The organism is Paenibacillus ferrarius, from assembly GCF_002027705.1.
In the GTDB taxonomy this organism is placed as follows: Bacteria; Bacillota; Bacilli; order Paenibacillales; family NBRC-103111; genus Paenibacillus_E; species Paenibacillus_E ferrarius.
Window position 1 is genome coordinate 40344 of sequence record NZ_MBTG01000005.1, and the last position, 23683, is coordinate 64026.

The window sequence follows — 23683 nt, forward strand, 5'->3', positions numbered from 1 at the left end:
TCCCTTGTCATAACCCGTCTATTTACGTAAACTCTATATATTCACGTAAAAAAATGCCATTGTAAACTGCCAAACACGAATATACAAACAGCTAAAAAACGCATAAAAAAGCAAATTTTCGCTTTTTACGCATTCAACTTAAAGACGCCACCTGCTCGTTGACTCTCCACTAGCTCCATCGATCTTCTGGAAATTCCGCCCACCTTAATCTCGAGCGTCCCCCCACACCTTAGCGCTAAATAAGAAAAACCGTCAGGACTAATGTCCTGACGGTTTTTCTTACTTTCGGGAATGGGAGGAAGATAGGTGGGATTCTAACCGCAAGGCTTCCGGCGGTCGAGTAAGCAAAGTCGCATAAGGGGCATTCACGCTCCAATTGCCGGCTGCGTCTTGGGCTTGCACGATGAAGGTATATGACGTGTTCGCCGACAAGCCTGTAATCACCTTGGTTGCAGCTGTGGTGTATACGCTGTGATAGACACTGCCAATAACACTGCTCACCTCACCACTCTGCACGAAACCGTAGACGCTAGCCGACACACTTTCACCCCACAGGATTCGGTATCCTGTTACTGCTCTATTATCCTGGGCATCTGTCCAATTCAGCGCGACACGATCACTTCCTAGATCGGATGCGATCACTCTGGCATCAGATGACCACATTGGCGCCGAGATATCCGCAGACGGCGTGTAATCAATAAACACAAACGAGTCATACAAGGCTGTGTTCTTCGAATCTGCTGTCCCTTGGGTCCACTGAATAAAATCGTCCCGCCCGTTCTGCAGATCAGCATCGTTCACCGCAACGTTTAATCCTATTTTCCCAAAAAGCTCCGGTTTCAGATCTTTGACATAGGAGCCTGGAATCTCAAACTCATAAATAGTTCGGCCTGCCGCCTCATCGCGCACAGCTTGAAACGGTGTCTGCCCGCTCACATCTCCATTCGGATTGGGAGCTGCTGAATAAAATATATTCACAAGCCGTGTCCCATCATCAGCCAGAGCGAAGCCCCACTCCGTATCGTCCAGCCCATAAGGCGACTCACGGTTGTTCAGCGGGTCCAAGCTGACTTGAACGGAATCATTTTTCCACATGTTCGCCGCATTCTCAGATTGCTTTTGGATATCGTCGCGAACCGAAACGGCAAAATAAAGACCATCGGACGCCCATTTGGCATACGCGGTCGCCTCCAGATTGGCAGGATCGCGATAGCCGCTCGAATGCTGGGCTTTGCTGCGAAGATGGAATGGAAAGGCATCCTGCCAGTCGCTCAGGTCACCATCAATCGTCACGCCGTTCGCCTTCTGGACAAGGTTGAATTCAATAGGAAGATCGGGATCGTGGTAAATGATCTTGTTTCTGACAGTGTCTTCAATTTGCATATCAACCGTGTACTCATTAAAGGCTGCGGGCTCATGGTACGTCCACCTGAAGTCCAGCTGCACACGATCGCCTTTCTTCAAATCCTGGAAGGCATCCGAAGCAACTGGCTGCAGCAAAGCGCCATCCGGACCTTTGACTATCACCTTGCCTGTCTTGGCAAAGGACGAGGTACCCATCAATTGTACGGATAAAATACCGAGCTGTTCGATCGTTTTTTTCACGGGAACCAGCTTAACATCAAGACCATCCTCCACCGTCAATTGGACTTTCTTCGTGTCAAAAGCGGCTCCATTATACAAAATGTCAAAGCCAACCTCATAACGGCCTTTCAGCGTATTTTCGGGCACCAGCACAGAATAAGGCAGATCTATCGAGCTCTGTGATGGAATGGTAATACTCACAGCCGCCTGCGCCGTTTGGGAGGATTCCCATCCACTTGGCACCTGCAATTGTACCTGTACCTGCTGCGGAACTTCGGTGTTGTTCACGAGCGAAAGCGTAAGCGCACTCGCATATCCGGCTTCTCCGTTCACTTGAGTAGGTACCACATTAGCCAGCACACCGATGAATTTGGCCGGCTCCGACTGGACGATCGCCGACGCTGCGCGCGCAAACTCCCGCGCCAGCAAGTTATAGGCGCAGCTTTCCGCGAAGCTGCCTCTTGCGTGGGCAGCCTCCGCCAGCCTCCCATATCGGTTCGTGCGAAGCACGGCCGCTGTCGAGATCGGCATGACGCTGTTTTCGCCTTTTTTGGCTTGATACGAAGCCGTCAAAGCTTGCACAGCTGAGGCATAGTCCAGTGAATTGGCGCTTATACCTTCCAGCGCGTAGGCAAGCGCCACCGATGTACTCTCCGCCATGTTGTACAAAGCCTCCAAGGCCACGTAGCCAGAAACTCGCTCCACATCGCCGTTCTTCAATTGATCGGCCAGCTGCACCATTAACGTGTAGATGTCTTTGATTCCCTGCTCTAAGCCTGAAGCTTGACTCCCGCTTCCTATAGCTGCTTCCAGCTGCGTTTCGATGCGGTTCAGCTCTACCAAGTCGGCGTCTACCAGCGCTGCATTTTGCGCTGTTTTCACAGCAAGCAGCTTGCCCGCCGCCTCGTGTTGTTTGTTTTGCAGCAGCTTCGCTGCCGTTTGAAACACAAATGACGTAGATGCCCCGGTGAGATAAACGGGAGATCCCGAAACGACAAGCTGCACGCCGCCATTATCGGTCGTTACCGGCACATTCACACCGTTAATGTCCTTCACGGTCACCCCTGATGCGCCAAAGGGCAGCGTAATCGTACTGGTAGGAGGTTTAACAGCCGGATTGTCCTTATGGTCGACTTTTTTCCAGGCAACAAGAACTGGCTCCCCGCCATTCAGAAATACCTGAACAGCCACATCAGGGTCTGTCGTATCCCAAGTTCCGAGATACTTCGCTTGATCCAGCGTTGTCATCAACTGGTTGACGGCAGCATAAGCGAGCTTCGGCCTGCCGTCATTATCCGTGATTCCCCAGAAAATATCGTAATACCGATCATCTGTCCCATCATTTTTGTAATTGTAATATTCATAAGCTTTGACTTGGTCGGTGATCATGTAGTTCAGAAAAGCGCGAACGATATAGTCCCGCTGCACCTCCTCGGATACGGAAGGATAGCCCGCTTTGGCTGTCGGCCAGCCGCCCTCGGTCAAGTAATAATCCTTCCAGCCGCCGTAAGCGTTGACCAAATCTTTGACACCGGCGATCATATTCGGCAGGTTGCCATCCGGCATGGAGTTGTAAACGTACGGATGATACGAATATGCGTCGGCATAATCGAAAGATCCGGCCTCCAGCTCCTTAGGCAGCACGCTGCGCACACTTGATGTGTGATCGCCCGCCAGCAGCATGGCATTGGGGTCTGCCTTCTTCATATTCAAGTAGGCGACTTTTTGCAACTGGACAAATTCGCTAGGCACATAAGGTTTAGAGAAAATTTCTGGCTCGTTGGGCATTTCCCACTGCCTTATTTGTCCCTTGTATCGGTTAACCGTAGCAGCGACGAAGTCGCCCATGGCTTTGAGAGCGGAGGTGGTCGTCGCGGTCCCCTCTTGATAGCTGGCATTTCGATCAATGCCCAGCACCGTAATTTGATTAAAGCCGTACGTAAATAATTTATTTAATTGCGGGTCCACCCTGCTGTAATCATAAACGGTCTTGCCTGATCCATCCTGCACATGTTTATCCACATCGTCCCACGAAATGCCTGAACGGTGGTGACGAGCTCCCAGCTTGCGCGCTCCGTCAATGATATCGTCATTCCAGTTCAGCGCGTAGTGCGTATTCAGGCCGAACTTGCTTTCATTATCCAGATCAGGCGCTTTCACCGGAGCTGCCTGCTCTACTACAGCTATTCGCATCTTTTTGGTTTTGGCAGGCTGGGCTGCACCGTCAACTGCAAAAGCAGCTGATACCTCATAGGTGCCAATCGCGTTCAAGCATGGCGTAAAAGCGACGACTTCGGAATCAGTCGCATAAGCCCCCAAATTGTACGTCTTCGTTCCGGAAGCGACGACACCTTGCTCGCCATCCGCGCGGCGTACCGTATAATCAAGCTGAAACGCATGCGCCTCTGCGCCCGCTTCCAATGCCAGATTGAAGCCAGGCGGCTCTGCCTGCGTATAAACCCCCGCATAATTGCCAGCGGGCTTAAGATCAATGACATACGGCATCGGGAGCGGCTCGATCGCAAAGTCATCGATCATCAGGTTGATGCCGCCGACCACATTCCACTGAAAGTACCCTTTCTTCAGCGCCAAGGGGTCCGAATCGTCCCCACTGGCCGTTTCCACGCCGTCAATGAACAGCTTGTGGGTGATACCGCTTACACGAAGCTCATAATCGTGCCAATCATCCAGCAAAGATTGGACATAATTGGCCAAGTAATAGTTGCCGCCAAGCGTTGTTTTCCGCATCAGAAAATATTTGGAGTTATGCGTCGCCCATTCCAGCGCATTGTTGTTCATATCGTCAACAGCCCGATAGCGAAAGCGCCAAGTATTTTGCACGGCCATGCTTGTGCGTTCGTATTTCACCTTGAATTTGACGATAAAATTGTCCGCATTTTGGTACATCGGAAGATTCAGCTTGGCACTGCCCGATCCATTCAAGTTGAATACCTTATTGCCGTCTGGCAGTTGAATGACCTTCGTGTTGCCGCCTATTTTCCAACCCGCAGGTACGGCCCCAACCGTTTCTCCTTCAAAATTATTTCTATAAGGCACAATCGTTTGGATCGGAACGGCGATCTCCCCAGCTTCCGGATAGCGCATGGACCTGCCCTCGGCATCTTGCGCCGTCAAATAATAACGAATTTGCCTATAACGGTTCGATCCGGGAATCGTGCCCGAATACGGGCCGATCCCACTTCCTGCCGCCGGAACGATCTGACCCTGCGTTTCATCCCCATACGTATAATGAATTTGCGCGTTAGTCGCGGAACTCGTGCCTGCAAGGGTGAACGCTAACGGCAAATCCGTATTATACGGAACCTCTGCCACCGGTGTATGAATGAAAGTGCCCTGTGTATAGTTGGGTGACACCACAACCTGCTTCACGGTCATCGCAACTGCGGGGCCGACGCTTTTCAAAGAAAAACCGATCCCCCCTGCCGAAAGCGTCGTGTCGGTGAATGTCGCAACTAACGATTCATCCAGGTAGAGCTTGAACTCGCTCCCTTTGACTTTCAATCGATACGCGTGAGAATCTGACAAGCTAAAGCCCGGAATAGCTGCCCCAATATCCACAGGTGTCCCTACCTGTACATTAGCCGAGGAATTTGGATATTTCCAAAGCTCCACTGACTTCGTATTTTTAAATTCCAGAAAATAGTAGCTCGTTCCCGACGAATACCGGAACATGAGCCGGAAGCGATCTCCTGTGGCCGTAAAGCCAATATCGTAATCCGTTGAACTGTATGGAAGCTTGGTGGTTTTGACGACCGCACGCTGCGGAGATGTCGCCGTTGTCGTGCCTTTGAGCTGGGCTTGCGAACCGCTGCCGTCAATGGCAAAAGCTGTGCTGCCGAACAAATCCCAATTCCCTAACCCTCCTGCGAAGCTGTCCGTGAACAGCGGAGAGGGCTCCGCTGCCACGGCATGCAGCGAAAACCATGGCAGCAGAACAATAGCGAGCAGCAGGCATAAGCTTCTGATCAGCTGTTTCATGCCTCAATTACCTCCGGGCAGCGAATTGACGATAGGCTTAACGACCACATTTTTCACATTCACAGACACGGGGGCTCCCACACTTTTTAAAGAGAAACCAATCCCCCCTGCCGTCAAAGAGGTATCTATAAACGTCGCTGCTTCTATCCCGTCAATAAATAGCTTGTAGGAAGACCCATTCACTTCCACTTGGTATTGATGCCAATCCGTCAGGTTGAAGCCCGGCAGGGCAGCTCCGATATCCACCAGCGTGCCCACCTGCTCATTAACAGATGAATTTGGATACTTCCACAATTCAACAACCTTCGTATTTTTAAATTCCAGGAAATAATAACCAGTACTGGATGCATACCGGAACATCGTCCGGAAGCGATCCCCTTTTGCCGTGAAAGTCAGATTGTAATTAGCGGTGCTATAAGGAAGCAAGGATGACTTTACCACCGCACGCTGGGGAAATGTAGCCGTTGTCGTGCCCGCCAGCTGCGCCTCGGTACCGCTGCCTTGCACTTGCCAATCCGTGCTGCCGAATAAATCCCACTTGCCAATTCCTGCTGCGAAATTGTCCTCAAACAACGGTTCCAGCGTCACCGTCACCACACAAGCAGCGGACTTGGCGCCGTCTGCCGTGATCACGGTAATCACCGCTGTTCCCGGCGCTGCTGCCGTCACTTTGCCATAAACATCAACGGTCGCCACAGATGGATTGTTCGAACTCCATGTCACCGTTTTGTTCGTTGCTTCCGCAGGCAGAACCGTTGCGATCAAATCCGCCGTTGTGCCAGAGGCCATAGACAGCGTTCCTTTATTCAAGGTGACGCCAGTTACAGGATGAACAGCCTGTTTCGTCAATTCAACATCATCAAACCAAGCCGTTCCTGTTCCTTTAAGCCTCACATCCAGCCTAATTTTCGCCGCATCGGCCGGGGCCGTTGCCGTCGCCTCGATGGGTGTCCAATTGTTTGTTCCTCTCACATTCGCAGACAAATAGGTACTGCCAGTAACCGTAGTTCCGTCGTTCTTATAATACGTGATGCCAACGTGGGCTCCGTCGACGGCATTGACATTGTCGGTCTTTACCCAAGCTTTGAGCGTAAAGGCAGTTCCAGGATTGACCGCGATCAGGCTGCTGTCTGCCAAGCTCCATCCGCCGTAATCGCCAGAGGCTGCGTTGACAATTTTCACAGAATGACCGTATGTCCTCGATGTAACTGAATCCCATGTTCGTACAGGACTGCCTGCCCAAGCTCTGTCCGTCCAGTTATCAGGACCTGCCGCTCCATTCTCGAAGCTGCTGTTTGGCACAGCGACAGAATTATTTTGTCTGGATATCGTCCAGTTGGCGAAGTCGTAAGTCAGCACTTCACCGCCCTGCGCAGCCGTAAAAAGATTCCCATTCTGGTCCTGCTGAAGCCAAGGCGTATCAAAAAGCTTAAAGGCTCCATAATTAATGGCATTGCCATTGATTTTGTGCGTGTTGTTATAAGCGCTTGCGGCTTCATCGAAGGTAATATCCAGCGAATCCCCGCTTAAGCTTCGATAAATCAGGCGCGGATTAGCCTCATCAATATGCGAGCTGTCGACCGTCGTATTCGTCAGAACCGCGTTCTTGAAGCTGGCGAAGTCCGCATATTCCGAGGCATCCGCCGTTTCAAGCACCCACCCGTTTTTGTCAGCCTGACTGCGCAAAATATTGTAGCTATACGTGAGTTGGCTAGTCGGATGCAGCTTCGCCGTCGTCTTCACTTTATTCGACGGGTCGGTAGGAGTCTGGTAGTACCAAGAATAAGGTTTGATCATCTTAAAGGCAAAATACATCGGACCCGCATTGTTAAAGACCCACCCAGACTGTTCCTCTCGGGTAATAATAGATCCCGTATCGGGAAACATTGCATTCAAATAATTCGAGGTAGGACTATTCAACAATTTATACACACCAACGGCTGCTTTGCCGTCCTGCATGATACGATGATTGGCCGGTTGATCATAATTGCCAATTGGACTGTCGCCTTGGTCGGCATTCACCCTGAAGAGAGGATTGGCTTTGGCTGAATGCCAGCGTAAGACTACCGGGATATCTTCGATCCAGTTATCGACCCGATTGTAGGTAACTTCCGTGGCCAGGCCCCAAGTCGGCTTCACATATGCCTGACGGTATGTTTTCAAATTCCGGCCGCTCGAATTTTGCAGATTCGTCTTGCGCGAGGTGTAGCTTTTATCGCCGGATTGCCCGATTCGGATGGCCATTTCGGGTGGCGTATAACTCATACCACGATAGAGAACCATGCCCAAATACTCCAGATAAGGGCGGTAAGCGGAAGGAACTAGCGCATCCGTTTCGCCGATCCCTTCTTGCGCGCGATTGCCGCCGAAATACATCCAGGATAGCGCCGTATGATCGGCCCCTCTCCATGTCAGATCGCTCGCCGAGACCGAATCGCCTTTGGCCCTGTTCGAGGTGGAGATGAAGGTACCGTCTATCCAGTCATTGGCCCATTCGAACCACATGACGTCCATCGCCATTTTTAATTTCTGCTTAAAATCGGGTTCGTCTGTATACTGGTATAACGCATTCAGACAGAAGTAAGTCATGAACGTATATTCCGGGCTTTCATACTCCGCCCACCCGTAACGAACCCCAGCGCTCAGCATCTCTTCAATATTCGCTCTATTCTCGCTCTTCAGAACAGCACCTGATTTGCCATTCAAATCCTGAAGATCAGGGAAAGACTGACCTACCAAATAGCCTGCCGTATAATTGCTCATTCGCAGATTTTCCGTTTGCGGCAGCTTCGCGTACGCATATTGCGCGAAATACGCTTTGACATGGTCGATCATGCTGCTGCTGAATTGATTGCCAACCATCAGGTAGGCATACATTTTAGAAACCGTCTTATACTGCTCGGCATCGTAAGCTTGAAACATCTTATCGATTTTCTGCAGGTTTCCAGCTACGTTCTGCCCATCAACAATTTGGGCGACATACTGCACGATGTTCAACTGCAGACCCATCTCCGACATCGTTTTGGTTTTGTCCCACAGCCACTGTTTTCTACTTTCAATCGTGCCCGGAAAAGGGGAATTTGTGCTTTCCGCTGGTGGCACTTCGCCAATGCTCACTTGGTCGAATTCCACTGCGGCGAGCTTGCCAGTATTGTGACTCGTCACCGCGAGACCGAAATATACGGTATCTGGCAGACTCATCGCCTCTTTTTTGGCGAGCGTCCAGTTGATCCCGTCATACGAATCGTATGCGCTGATCACGTTGTCCTTGCGGACCAGCTTCACCCAATACGGCGGACCCGCTTGTGTTCCCGCCGTTGAAGATGAGGCTCCTCCCGCTTGAAGCCGGTCCTGGAAATAAGCCCCATTAGCAGGCGTCAGCGCCATCATCACATTAGGCGACTGCTCCGACATGCTCGCACGGATCATAACCCCCGCTTTCGTCCAGGTTACACCGTTTTCGATGCCATAGACACGCGCCACAACCTGCCCATTCCCTGTCCAAGGCCGATACACATAATGGAACGCATCCTCCGTGCCAAAAATATCGCTGCCGGAACCCTGCACTTTGATCCTGCCCGTAACCGGGTTGTAGCTTGCGCTGCCCGCAGGCTTCACATTCCCGATATCGCGATCTCCAAGCGGCTCAGGCAAACCGCCGACAGATGAATCTGTCATAACAGCTAGCTCATTGCTGGCAGCTGACAAGTTGCCTGCTGCATCTCTGGCCTTCACCAAATAGCGATAGGTCGTGTTAGGCGACAAACCGATTGCGCCATACGCCGTGTTGACACCGCTTACATTATCAACCAGAAGACCATCCCGATAAATGTCATACCTCGTAACGCCTACATTGTCTGTCGAAGCTGTCCAATTCAGATTAACACTTGTATCCGACTTCCCCGCAAGCGTTAGCTGGGTTGGGGCTGTCGGCGCTTCCGTATCCAGCGTTTGCTCGCTCTTCACTTCAGAAATTGCCAAATCGTCGACCAGATAAGCTTCGTCCGTCCCGCCTGTATCCACACGAACCGAGAACGTTAGTTTCACACTCGTAATATTTTTCTGCCCGCCGTTCGGGTATACTTTGAATCGATAGCTGGCAAGATCGCTGTCATTCACGGTTTTCAGCTCATCCGGCACATTGTTCAAGTAGGCTGCTGTCCCCGAGATACTAGGCATATCTGCCGGAAAGCGAGGAATCAGCACATTATCGTAAGGAGCCAATTGAATCTGCGCGTAAATGTCTTTGGCTACCGGCTTATTGCTTGCCGCGCTGCGCATCAGCTTGTAGGAAAAGACGAACTCGACGGGAGGACTGCCTTCCGGCATATTGTAGATTTCATTCATCCGATTCTTGAGTCTGCCGCTGTTCAACTGATAGTAAAAAGAACTGCTTAAATTCGCCCCCAGTGAAGCATCGCGGAACTCAAGGGCATTGTTCCCATTGACCGATACGATCCTTTGCGATCCTCCGGTTGTGCCGCTTGCTGGCGTAAAGGGGCTTACTCCTCCGTCAAAGTGTGTATCCATATCGGCCGCCAGCAGGTTATCCAGTGTGAAGGGGACGCCTTCCGCTGCGATATACACAGGCAAATTACTAAGCGCAAGCCCCCCTATTAGCAACGAACATAGCCATCTCTTGCTTCTTCCCATCATCATAAAAACCTCCTCCATCGTTAATTTAGTCGATTCGAAAGATTAGTCGTTATTCTGCTCCCTGTACTGATTAGGCGTTAAGCCCGTGTACTTTTTGAATGAGGTAAAAAACGTCGTTTTCGACTGAAATCCCGAGCGCTCCGCGATATGAAGCACCGGCAAATCCGTCGATACGAGCAGCTTTTTGGCTTGTTCGAGCCGCTCCTGATGAATGAAATCAGACAGCGTAATGAGATACGTTTCTTTGAAAACCAAGCGAACATAACTGACGGACAGCACTAAATAATCAGCAATGCTTTCTAGTGTAAGCATCGGATCATGGAAATGCTGTTTGACATAGTCAAACATTTCCGAAGCTAGTTCCTCTTTCCGGTTGGAAGCGGAATGCTTGAGTGCAACGCTGTCGATAATCGTAACGAATTGGCTGTACACCCACTCCTTCACATCCAGTAAGGTATCGAACTGCTGAAGAAGCAAATCGACCCCGCCGGGCTCTTGGTCAGCCATGACTTTATTGAACGCTTTGAAAATGTAGAACAGCAGCAGCTTCAACTGGAACTGGCACTCCGCATACGACAGAGTCTGCAGCTTGGCGAATAATTCGTCCAACTGCTCGCGCACTTTCTCCTTCTGTGCTTTGCGCACAGATTGAATCAGCTCCTGCACCAGATTTTCATCAAAATCGGACTGCTGTTCGGACCAATAATTACCCAAATCCTCTTCCACATACACTTTATCCTGCTCATTAAAAAATCGCAGCAAAGTCAGGTCATACGTCCGATCATATACGCTTCGCATATTGCTATGCACCGCTGTCCGGCCGCTTAACGCTACGGTAACATGGAATTGCAGCCAATTGCCGATCTCTTCTCGAGCTTGGTAGACAGCCTCTGTAAGGTTCACCCTATGCAAGTCGCCGCTAATCATCACAGCCACATGATCGCTTCCCAGATCAACGGTTTCGGATACAAAACCATGTTTCTCCAGAACTTCTCCCGCGATATTGCCCATCGCATAAATGAGCAGCTTCCTTGAAGCATACGAATAACGGTCCGAGAACGCCTGAAACCGATTAATCCGCATGACCGCCAAATAAATGTCCGAGTTCAGCAGCGTTTGCAGACGCGTACTCCCGGTTTCGAGAAAAGCCTCATTGTACGTCCCTTGCAGCAGCCACTGCCGCAAAAACTCGTTCTTGATCACTTCGTGATGGTTGCGAATGACACTGTTCATCTCTTCCATCGTTTTGACCATATGATCCAAGCCTGATTTAATAATCGAAAACTCTGTATTTCGCTTGTTCTCTGCCGCAGGCAAAGCGGTAGCGACCGTCTCCTTCATATGGGTGGCCAACTGGCTGAATGGCTTGAAATGGCGCCGCGAGTTCCAGAAGGTCAGAGCGGACAGCAGAATAAGCAGAAACAAGCACATGCCCAGAATCTCCAACTCGATCCGGTCAATATTTTTGCTGATGTCCTTCAATTTAACGATCGAATAAAGGGTCCATTCCTCCACCTGAAACGCGTGAGCATGAATTAAATACACATTATGATTCAAATATACTTGGTGATTTTTCAAATCCGGCTGGAGCAGCTGCTTGGCATCGAAGGTGTCGGAACCCCCAAGAATGACGTGCTGATTCCCGTCCACAATCATAATATTGGCCGTCGCATCATTCAAATTTTGCAGCAAATACTTCTCCAGCAAATTCTTGTCCAGTAAAATAACGACATACCCCTGGCTGGCGACCTTGGAACGGTTGGATGGCACCGTCAACGCCAAGTAAGATTCGTCAGCCAGTGTATGATCGAAAAATCGGAGCATCGTCGGCGGCTGATTACGGACACGCGTCAGCATCGCCTGATCATCAGAATCTGCAAACGTATGAATGCCGTTTTTGGAATTAATGACCTGCTCCGTCTTCATGTTCACCAAGTACGTCGAGGCGATGAACGACTGCAAACTCATATATTTGGAGACTGATTTAAACGCTGCCGCCGTCGATAAAGGCTCGCTCTGATCGGACAGCAGCCAATTCGTAATCTCGGGGTCCTGATAAATATTCAATGCATAAGAACGCAGATGGTCCAGCTGATACTCGAAACCTTGACTCAAACTGTCGGTCTTCGTTGCCATCAATTGATTGATATCCTCATAAGCCTGTTTGGAATATTGCTGCCTTAATAAATAGGAGAACAACAGGATGATTACTGTAAACAGCAGACCCATATTCAAAAAATTGCGAAGGTATGTTTTTTCTGGCAGAAATCTCAGCATCTGAACTCCCCTTCATCGTTTCTTGTCCCTATTTATTAAAGCACATTTATGAGGAGCTGTGAGGTTCCATTATTGATTCTGAGGTTTCATTTTTACTTTTTGGCTAGAAAAGCATCAATTTGCTTCTGCTCTTCGAGTTGAATTTTCTTCGCTAACGGCGCCGCTTCGGCTTTAAATTTGGCCCAATACGCATCGGAATCAACAACCCCGTTGAACAAAGCGGAATAGTATTTCGCCTCAATGCTGGTGTATTGGGAAATCTCATTGCTGACCGGCGCGTTATTGAACGTAAACCCAGACAGCTTGTCGATCGTGAAATTGCTGGCATCGGCCGTCCACTTATTCAGCTTCTTGGTCTCCTCATTTTGACTGGCATCCTGCCGATCTGTTGTTGGGTTCCAAATCCATACATAAGGGAACCAGGTGTAACCGTCGCCTTTGAACGTATATTGGTCTTCTCCGACCGCTTCCCAGTTCTTATCCTTCACCCCATACACCAACAGATCGTAATTATCCTTCTGATTGGCCCAGTCCAGGAACTGAATGGCCCGATCCTTGTGCTTGCTCACAACAGGAACGGAGATGAAATTATATTGCAGCGAGTTCGTAAGGACAGCACCTTTATTCAAATTCATTAATGTAACCGCTTCAAATTCGGCTTTAGGATTTCCGCTTTTCAACGCTTTCTGGATATCATCCTTCACACCGAAATCGTTGCTCGTAATGATCGCCGCTTTGCCCTGTTTAGCTGGCTCCATGACATCTTTGATGGCAAGCACATCCGGGCTGATAATCTTATCTTGATACAACTTGCGGGCATTTTGAATCCATGACCAAACCATTGGATCCATCTCATCAAAAAGATTATACACTTTGCCATCATTGTTCTTTGTGTATAACGTGAGGGATTCAGATAGCGCAGGACTTGGCTGAATATTCGCCTTATTATCCGCCCAATAATGCCTGAATGCGCCTTCCGACAGGCCTTTGTTCACATCTTGACCGGCAGGCACCAGCGGCGTGATGTTTGGCACCTTCTCTTTCACGGCATAGGCAAATTTGATCAAGTCATCATAGCTTTTGATAGGGGCAATGCCGAGCTGTTCGCGAAGATCCTTCCTCACATAGTAAACACGTCCCTGAACAAAGGAATTGCCGTTAGGGATGCCCATGATTTTCCCGTCGAATTTGTTAGCATCCCACATCTGCTGCGGACGGTTCTTAAGGATATTCGGCCCGTACTTCTTGAGCAGATCATCGAGCGGCTCGTAGCTGCCGGCGGCGATTTGCTGAGTCAGATGCAGCCACGGCGCATCGAAGATCAAGTCGATGTTTTCGCCGGATGAAAGCGTAACCTGCGTTTTCTGTGCCAGATCGGCCCATGGTACGAAGACAACGTCCAATTTCACGTTTAGGGAATCGGCCATTCTCTTTTCTGCTTCTTGGATCACGGCGTCGAAATCTTTGGGCCTGTCTCCGGGCACCATAATTTTGAGTGTGACGGGGTCCAGCTTCTTCGCTCCCACGTTATTTGCCGTACTGCTAGGCGCATTCGTCGCAGCTGGCTCTGCATTTTTACTCGTACAGGCCACAAGCACACTTGTCAGCATCACAATCGTTAGAGCGGTACCTGTCCATTTTGTTCGATTCATTGTTGCGACCTCCTGTAGAAATATGTTAAACCGAGAGACTCGGGTGAAACCGTCCTGCACTCAACCTTTTACAGCGCCAATGGTAATGCCTTTCACGAAATACTTTTGCAGAAAAGGATAGAGAAACACGATCGGACCGATTGTTAAACATACGGTTGCCAATTGAATGGCGCTCGTCGGAGCCGATACTTGATAGCTGGCGCCGCCGCCGACATAAGCGGAAACATTGAGATTCGAAATTAATTGCCGGATCATCAGCTGCAAGGGGTGCAGCTTATAATTGTCGATGAACAGCAAAGATAAATACCAGTCGTTCCAATACTGAATAGCATAAAAAAGCGAAACCGTCGCAATGACCGGCGTGGATATCGGTACAATAATTTTATAGAAAAGACGAATATCCCCTGCCCCGTCAATCGTTGCGGCCTCGTTAATTTCATAAGGCAGCGATTTATAGAAGGCAACTAAGATGAACGCATAGAAGGGATTCAGCAAATAGGGAAGAATAAGTGCCCACAAAGAGTCCTTCAAGTGAAGCCAATTGGTCACCATGATGTAGAAACCAACTAATCCGCCGCCGAGAACCATCGCCAAGTAGGTTAAGAAGGAAAGGACATGGCGGTATTTCACCTTCGGATGTGCCAGCACATAGGCGAACATGGCGGTCATAATGACGGCTAGCACAGTTCCCACAATGGTGACAATGAGAGAATTTTTGTAACTAGTGAGGAACTGGCCCCCTTGCAGCAAGTACTTGTAAGCATCCAAACTCCACTCGCTGGGAAGGATTTGATACCCATACTGGAGGAAACTGGCCTCGGAAGCGAAAGAATCCGCCAAGACGATCCAGAAAGGAATCACGCAAACGAGGCTGAAGGCTAAAATGAACACATATATGAAACCTAGAAACAGTTTCTCACGCCAGGACGTATCCGATTGGATTCGCGTTCTGGCCATTTGATCTGGCGCTGCTGCCGTAGCTGTGGCTTCCATAAGCTCCTCCTAAAAAAGACTGGAATCGGAATCAATTTTCTTCGCGATTCGGTTAAAAATGAGAATGGTGATGAGACCCATCATCGATTGATACAAGACGACGGCCGATGACATGCCGAAATTGCCCAACTGGCGCAGTGCCCGGAACGAATACGTATCAATGACATCGGTCGTCGGGTACAGAATCGAATTATCCCCGATAATCCCGTAGATCATGCCGAAGTCCCCGAAGAAAATACGTCCGACACCGAGCAACATCAGCACGACGATCACCGAGCGGATCGAAGGAATCGTAATATGCACAATTTGCTGGAACCGGGTCGCCCCGTCGATCTTCGCCGATTCGTAGTACTCATTAGAAATGCCAACAATCGCGGCCAAAAAGATAATGGAATAGTAGCCCGAAAATTTCCAAATGTACACCAGTGTTAAAAGAAAGGGCCATAGATTTACGCTTTGATACCAATTTATCGTATCCATTCCCATGCTCTTGAGCAAGCTGTTCACCAAGCCTTCGGTGCTCATGAAAGCAAGCATCATCAGACTGACTACAAGCCAAGAAATAAAATAGGGAAGAAAAATGAAGGACTGGCTCAATTTCTTGATGAGCGTCGACCTGACTTCATTCACGATAATGGCCAGAACGATGGCCATCCCTATACCGAAGATGAGAAAGAGCAGGTTCAGATACAACGTATTGAACGTGACTCGCACCCAATCGTGCCCTCCGAAAAAAAACTTGAAATTATCGAAGCCCACCCATTTGCTTCCCCATAATCCTTTCACTGGTTGAAAGCGTTGGAACGCAATCAAATGTCCCAGCATCGGAATGTAGGAGAAGATCGCCAAAAAGATAATGCCCGGAACAGCCAATACATATAACTGACGGTTCCTTGTAATCTCCCTTATAAAACTCATAATCTTGATACTCCTTCCTGACTGTCGAAGTTGCTGCTGTCTACACCTTTACCTTAATGAATCCGGCAGCACTTGCATAGTTCGAATACTGCTTATTCCAGCCGAAAAGTCAGATATGAAACTTAGGCGCGGAAACGGAACTTGCAAGTAGCAAGTAACTTAGGAGCGTCTCAACTTGAGATCCACCTAATTGAGGGAACTCCATTCCCTTATTTCGGGGAAAAGCGGAATTTTAGGCGCCCAAGGGGAACTACAGGGTCTTATTTCACCTCAATAATCTAATTATCTACTCGGAATGGCGGAATAGCGGACCCTAGTTCCCTCCCCCTTGCCTAAAGGGTTGTTTCTAGCCAAATAGCGCCCTGTAGTTCCCCCTCAACAAAAAAAGAAACCTCTCTTTGGTAAAATGGGGATACCACTCAACCTAAGGAGAGATTTCTTTGTTTCTTGCCTAGAACCAAGAGCCTATCAGGATAACTACAGAAATTTCTTGTACAACACACGCAGCGTCGTCGTGTCATCCATCACTTTCATTTCGACGTCTCTATGATCCCAACATCTCACGCTAGGGTTAACCGAATTTCATAGTTAACGGTTTCCCCCGGTTCAAGGAAGACAAGCGATCCGCGCTCACGCTCTGCCTGTCTGCCTTCGACATAACAATTCGCAGGTTCAATGCCCAGCACATGCGTGCCGGCCCCAGGCATTTTCCATTGGACTAGATTTGGCAGTGTATCGGCCGACCACTGCAGCGATACCCGAACGTTCGCCCCTCCTGAATGGAACGGGAAATTCGGGTTTTCGATTTGCACCAGCGGTTTGCTGCTCGTCTGGTGGTAGTACACACGCTCTTGATAATCCTTATCAGGGGCTTGCCATGCCCTGTAGCCATCCATCGATGTCATCTGCTCACGCACTTGCACCGATGCCGAATGGAAATGTATCTTCGTCTCTTCGCTTAGCAAAGGAAAACCGAAATTAAAGTGATAAAGCATCATATGAGGACAACGTTCAAAACCTGCATTCCGCACCTCATCTTGAATGAGCAGGGAATTCTCTCCGAGTTGACTGCGAATTTGCCTCGTTAAGCGTAAATGGCCTCCAAATATCGATGTCTCTTCCACGACACCAGCTATTCTCATTTCCATTTCATCTTCGTGCCAGCTGCTTTCGGCAGAAACCTGACTTGCAGGCGTGTGATGCATTCGCCCATGCAGCCCAAGCCTCTCACCTTGATCTTCGCAAGATGATCCAACTTGCATAAGCCCACAAGTCATCAGCAATCCCCCTGATGCAGTTCGCAGCCAGCCGCTGCCCTCCGGCTCATAATGCCTGGGATGCGCGTCGCCGTTGCAGGATTGCCAGCTGATCGGCACCCCATGGAATTCCGCCAATGAAATGTCCAGGCCCTTCGTTGGCGTGACATAGTAGCTCAGCCCTGCTCCGGTCCGAACGTGAATCTGCTCAACGCCCGTTTCTTTGCCTTCCGTGCCCATGAAACGCCGCATGCCGGCAATTTGCTCGATCCGGCCTACACGGGCTTCCAATTCCCGCCTCGTCCACTCTTTCCCGTACAGTCGCATACAAGCCTACTCATCTTCCTGAATCACAGGCATTCGCTGAATACGCGGATCGGTGAATATGTCGTATTCATCACGGCTCGTGCTGGAAAACTCAGAAATGACAGCTCCCTCGTCGCCTGCCTGAAACCAATGCTTGACGCCAGGCTGAATGGTATATTGTTCTCCCGGAGACAGCGCCACTTCATGGAACACCGTGTAATAGGCTTCGCTGCCGGGCGGTATTTTCGCTTGAATGACAGGTGTCGCCTCTCCTTCTACATACAAATACACGCTGCCTGTCCGGCAGCGGAAGGTTTCCATTTTACCTTGTTCGCCTTGCACCTGGGGATGCAAATGCTCAGGGCATGTTTGATTAGGAAACAACATCAATTCCTTGGCACAATAGCGTTCCGTATTCACATAGGTAACCAGCTGTAAGCCCTGCGCTTCAAGCTGGTCAAGACCAAATCCGGCGACTTCAATCTGTTCCATTTCATGTTCCGTTAGCGCTATGCTGATGCCCTTCAACATCTCCGCTGCTTGCTTTTGAGCGCATATAACTTCGCTTCTTTTCATCCCGTATCCCTTCCTGTCCTTTGCGATTTGTCAGGGGGTCACGTGCACACCGTCGCTCGTTTACCCACCAGTCCGTCAAGCGAAGATTTATCTTACACTTGGCCCATCATCAACCGATTCGGCTAACCACCTCCGACCAGCAGAAATTCCGCTTATTGCATCGACCTTATCCCCTACACACCAAAAAATGTTTATTTATAACATTATTTTATGTTATCAACAAACATTTGTCTACGTCATTGTTGAAAAAAACTCCCTATTCCTTAACACCAGTGCGTTCCTTATACGATCCGGAAGCAGGTATTTATTCTTCTCATTGGAATTTGTACAATGAAATAGTTCTATGAGCTCTTCAAACTAGCTTGCATTGGAATTACTACAATGAAACCTGCTTTTTGCTTCCCTCCTTCTAATAGGGGAATTCTCTTATTTCCATTTATTTACATACGATAAAAAGAACCGTCAGAGAAACATCCTGACGGTTCTTTTGCCTATAAATCTGGTGGCTAGCAATTTTTCGCTGTCTATTTCAGCAGGTTGTAGATCGCTTGTGCAGCTTCCGCACGGGTTGTACGTTCATCTGGTACGAACAGCCCTTCTTGACGGCCGGAGAGCAGCTTCGCTTTCAGCGCGCTGTTCACAAAAGGCAGGGCCCAATCGCTGATCTCGGATGCATCCGAACTTGCTTCTGAGGACGGCTCGAGTTTGGCGCCTGTCCGGTGCTCATAAGCACGGACGAGCATGACGGCCATCTCTTCTCTGGTAATGCTGCGATTCGGTTCAAAAGCTTGCTGTCCATAGCCAGAAATAATTCCGGCTTTATAGGCAGCCGCCACTTCCTTGGCATACCAGTCTTTCGCTGTCACATCACCGAACGGAGACGTATCAGCAGCTGAAAGACTTAGCGTCCGGGCAAGCAAAGCTGCGAACTCGGCGCGTGAAATATCTTTGCCAGGCGCAAAGGTCGTATCCGTCGCTCCATTCACGATATGCTTGGCGGACAACTCTCTGATTGTCGCGAATGCCCAGTGCTGGTTGGTTACGTCATTGTAATTCTTCTCCAAAGAAAGCACGGCGTATTGGCTAAGTCGATCAGTTCCGACTTCGATAGCGGTATTTCCATTTACTCTTTTTCCGCCCAAGTAGACGAGGCTTCCGTCTTTCTTAATCTCGTAGATGCCAGCCAGTTTCGGATCCATGCCCGCAGGAATCGGGAACGTCATCGTGACAGGCTTCTCAAGCTTATCTAGGGCAAACTGTTTACCCTCAGCGTTGGTCGCGAAGATCGAAAGATCAACCACCTGTCCGCCTAGTTTATAAATACCGTTGTCCTTGCGCCCTGCTTCCTTCAGCGTCCGCTCCGCTTGCGCAGCTTCAACTGGTTCGATTTTCACGGTGACCACAGCCGTTTTGTCGGGAGTCGGCAGCAAGCTGCTTGCGGTTTTCAAAAGCTCACCAGGAATGGTCAGTTTTACGTCCTGAGTCTGAACTTGCAGAGAACGTCCGTTAAGCTGCTCGGTCTGCTCCACTCCAATAACCAGGCGATTCTTTCCTTCCGGTAGTTCGACGGATACCGTTGACTGACCGCCCTTCAAGTCCTCGTCTTTGATGATTATTGCATCTTCTGGCAGCTTCGGTTTATTCACCGTTGTCGATGATCCGGAAGAATCGGATGAACCCGAACCCGAATTTGAATTTGATAAACGATTTACCGTAATGCCATATTCATTGATCGTACCATTCTGTGCCGTCACCTTAACGATGATCACATTGGAGCCAACATTTAAGCTGCTGCCTCCTGTGACAACAACTGTAGCTGCTGCCTGATAGACCGAATAAGTCACCGTGGCCACGGTTGTACTATAGGGAACATCCATGGAGTAGTTCAGCTTGTCCGGTGCAAAGCCGCTCACTGTCGTTCCATTCACTTGCAGATCCCGCAGCGTTGCATCAGACGATGCCGATTGTGGTTGTCTGGTTACCACTAAGGTATACGTACTTTTACTTGTACCATCTTGCGCCGTCACCGTAACGGTGACCGCATTATCACCTACAACCAGATTCTCGCCGCCACTCACCACTACTGTTGCAGCAGGGTCAGCTTTCGAATAGGTCACAGTTGCCACCGTCGTCTCATACGGCACTGAAATCGCATAGTCGAACTTATCTGGCGTGAAGCCGCTGAACGAAGCGCCATTGACTTTCAATTCCGTTAAAGCTGCATTCCCATTAAAAGCCTTTTCGCCAGTAAAATCAATTTCGCTCATACTGGTATAGGCTGCGGTTGGATTAAAGGTTCCGGTCACAACGAATTTCACATACCGGCCCTGCAATGTTTTGTCTAGAGATACATAATCTTTATAAACCGTACCTGTCCAGGTCTTGCCAAACGTGCCGGCAGCTTTGTTCGCCGCATTGCCCAAGAATGCAGCATCATTTAGGTCGGCCAGATTATCCGAGGCGTACAATTCAAATGTTTTGGGAAATTCCATCTTTCCTGAATCCATACGGCTCTTTCTCTGAATACCATTAATCTTATTTGTATTCTTCATATCAATAATGACCCAATGCGGGAAAGGCGCAGCTGGCGCTTCATAGTGGGAATGCCAAATCGTCGTCTCTTGCCCGTCCAAAATGTTTTTCGCTTCATCGTTGTCATTTTCAGCATAAGAGCTGAAAGATTGCAGGGAGAAATTTGTTTTCGGTATGAAAGTGTACACGACAGCATCCTGCGCTGCTTTCAATGCCCAAATCAAATCGAGATAGGCTTGATCGATCACCATTGCACCAGAACCCGAACTCAAAGATTTTGCTGCAACAATCTGAGCTTTCAGCTCATTTTGCACCTGCACAGGGAGAGATACTCCCGCTGTACCCGCAATATGCGCAGCGAATTGCTCAGCTTCCTGAATTTTTGTAGTCAACTGATTAAAATCGAATAAATTCTCCGTCGTTTCTTCCTTGTAGGAGTCGGATAACGCTTTGGCTTCCGTGGCAGTCAGAGCACGCTTCCAGATTCTTAGATCGTCCAGCGTAACTTCCGCTCCGCCATAGCCCTTATTGCCATCTGCTCCGAGAATAATATTAAAAGTAGTATCTAAACTAGCTGTACCTAATACAGAGATGTCCTTGGTTGCCTTCACAACACCGTCCACATACGTTGAAGCTGTCTTGTTTGTCCTGTCTACAGACAACGTAAAGTAGTGCCACTCTTTTCCCACATTTTGAGCGGAATAATCAATGCGATTGCCTCCAGCAGCCATATTAAGAGACATGTAACTCTCAGTCGCAGAGCCAACATACCAGCCTGGATTCACCCCTGAATCCCAGTCCTTATTGGCGAGAACCGTCTGATCTCCTGCTAGATTACCCTTGTGCCAGAAAGAGATTGTAAAGTTCCCACTTCCGAATTTCAAGTCGTCTCGCGCGCCAAGATCGATATAATTGGCATTGCCTGGCGCAATTTTGACGGCTTGTCTGGATTTGCCTGACTCGAAAGTGACATCACCGTTTTGGACAGCCTTACCTGTTACACCTGGAGCAGCGTCATTCAGATTGCCATCGAATTTCATCTCGGACACGAGCCCATTCCACATCGTACTCTCGTCAATCGGCGTCAATCCCGGCGCCGTTCCTGCGGTCCGGTAGGTGGTCTGCACAGGAGCGCTTTTGTTGCCATAAACGTCCACCGCTGATACGTTAATAACATAGGAAGTTGCCGGATCCAAGTCAGCCATTGGAATATTCATTTTATTCGGAATCGGTGAAAAATAATAATCCGACAAAACGTTGAATGATTTCACTGTTTCAGCCGTTCTCTGGTTCAACAGTTTGATTTCATAGTGGTGCATGGACTGATCGTCTTTGGCTTGTCGGAAAGAAAGCACCGGTACGTTACTGACTCCCGGCAGCACTTTGATTTCGGGGTTCGCCGGGAATTGAGGTGCCGTTTTGTTGCGGTTGCTTGTTGTGTACGTGAAGTTGCTTTTGATTTCCGCATTGGAATTACCTTGCAGTTTCACAACCCATTTCTTCCCTGCCAATGCCCCGGCGCTGGAGTACGGAGGCGGGGGGCCCGCTCCTTCTTGCCCTATTCCTACCCACTTACCTCCTTTAATGATGGAGCCTGGGTCGCCGTTATACTCCACTCGCTCAATCTCTATGCGATCCTTGTATACCTCAATAAATTCCGATTGATTAACAGGATATTCATTGCGATTTGCCATTAAACCTTCGTTCGTGACAGCGCCGTACCCACTCTCTGTCTCTACATAGGACATAGATCCCAGATTGATCGCTGTAAAGTCTTTCTGGTAAATGGAACGATCATCGTTAATATTCAAATGCGAGTGGCCGGATAAGACGATAACTTGCGGAAAATCCTTTAAATCTGTATACAGATTATCATTTGAAGATTGCGCGCCGTCCATAACTGTATTTTTGACTGGATGATGCAAAGTAATAAAGATCGGCTTGTTAAGGTTTGCCGGATCGCTAGTCAGCGCTGCCAGTCGCCCCTTCAGCCAATTTCTTTGATTCGTGTCACCGTTGTAGTTGTTCCCGTTCAAGAAGAAAAAGGAATAGTCTTTAATTGTCTTCTCGTAATACCCGTTGGACTGACTCGTGAACCATTCATTCGGATAACCAGCTTTGACCTCTGCTACGCTAGCGTCATGGTTGCCGATGGCAATCTGTACAGGCATATCTTCCCAGCCTTTTCGTGCCATTTGTTCCTGGAAAACCTCGCGAACAAAAGCATGATCAGGCCCTTTGCCATCGAAGTTATCATTGATTAAATCGCCTCCGATAACAATCGCATCCGGCTTGAAAATGGAAGACATCACATCGAAATTGCTGGTGTACCGTGCCTTCGTACTGAGTTTAACTTCCGGTGTGTTCGTTCCGATATGGATGTCAGACATAGCTGCAAATTTCAACAGCGGTTTTTCAGATGTTTTGATGATGTAACCATAAGTCCCTGCTTTACTCCAAACACCGTCTTTCAGGGCAATAACTGAAATGTTCGTTGATTCCGTGATTGAAATCGGCGTTCCAGTATATTTGAGGCTGGTTTCGTCAGGCAATGTGCCGTCGAGCGTATAATAGACTTCTGCACCTGAAGTTGTGGAACTAAGTGCAACACTGATGGATTGCTCATATCGGCCTGCGGACTTCGATGGCACTGGCTTGTCTACAGTGACTGAGGCAGCTGCAACAGGGATGAAACCTGCTCCGGATGAGTAAATAACCGAACAAGCAATCGTGCATGCCATTAATGTGGATACGAATTTCTTGGGATTCAACATGATTGTCCTCCTTAAATACTTTTTGAGTAATTAACTGACTTCCAGCAAACTTTTCCCCTTCTAAAAATAATAAACAATACATGTAAAAACACATTTTTTTATTGTTTTTATGATTGTTTTGTTTTATTTTACCCTTTTTTTGTTTTTGGAAAGTTAATTG

At 48.9% G+C, this 23683-nt stretch carries 9 protein-coding genes; all 9 read right to left on the bottom strand.

Going from position 1 to position 23683, the window contains the following annotated elements; all coding sequences use genetic code 11:
* Positions 1-279 precede the first annotated feature (279 nt).
* The 9 genes from BC351_RS06700 to BC351_RS06740 all read right to left on the bottom strand — a co-directional run bounded on the left by BC351_RS06700 (position 280) and on the right by BC351_RS06740 (position 23523).
* Entirely contained in the window at positions 280-5583 is a 5304-nt protein-coding gene (locus tag BC351_RS06700) for a sugar-binding protein (RefSeq protein ID WP_079409960.1), read from the bottom strand.
* Positions 5584-5586: 3 nt separating this feature from the next.
* On the bottom strand, positions 5587-10242 hold the full coding sequence (locus tag BC351_RS06705) for an Ig-like domain-containing protein (protein WP_144028303.1): 4656 nt from the start codon (positions 10240-10242) through the stop codon (positions 5587-5589).
* Between the two features lie 39 nt (positions 10243-10281).
* Entirely contained in the window at positions 10282-12516 is a 2235-nt protein-coding gene (locus BC351_RS06710; protein ID WP_079409962.1) for an AraC family transcriptional regulator, read from the bottom strand.
* Between the two features lie 92 nt (positions 12517-12608).
* Complete coding sequence (locus tag BC351_RS06715) at positions 12609-14168, bottom strand: DUF3502 domain-containing protein (protein ID WP_079409963.1); 1560 nt, start codon at positions 14166-14168, stop codon at positions 12609-12611.
* A 60-nt stretch (positions 14169-14228) separates the two neighbouring features.
* Positions 14229-15161 carry a carbohydrate ABC transporter permease gene (locus BC351_RS06720; protein WP_079409964.1) on the bottom strand — a complete coding sequence of 311 codons (933 nt, stop codon included), beginning with the start codon at positions 15159-15161 and terminating at the stop codon, positions 14229-14231.
* Positions 15162-15170: 9 nt separating this feature from the next.
* Positions 15171-16079, bottom strand: coding sequence for an ABC transporter permease (locus tag BC351_RS06725; RefSeq protein ID WP_079409965.1), 909 nt, complete (start codon positions 16077-16079; stop codon positions 15171-15173).
* Positions 16080-16639: 560 nt separating this feature from the next.
* Positions 16640-17662, bottom strand: coding sequence for an aldose 1-epimerase family protein (locus BC351_RS06730; RefSeq protein WP_079409966.1), 1023 nt, complete (start codon positions 17660-17662; stop codon positions 16640-16642).
* Positions 17663-17668: 6 nt separating this feature from the next.
* Positions 17669-18172 (bottom strand): D-lyxose/D-mannose family sugar isomerase, encoded by a 504-nt coding sequence (locus BC351_RS06735; protein WP_244208910.1) that lies wholly within the window; start codon positions 18170-18172, stop codon positions 17669-17671.
* Between the two features lie 569 nt (positions 18173-18741).
* Positions 18742-23523 carry an S-layer homology domain-containing protein gene (locus BC351_RS06740; RefSeq protein WP_079409968.1) on the bottom strand — a complete coding sequence of 1594 codons (4782 nt, stop codon included), beginning with the start codon at positions 23521-23523 and terminating at the stop codon, positions 18742-18744.
* Positions 23524-23683 lie beyond the last annotated feature (160 nt).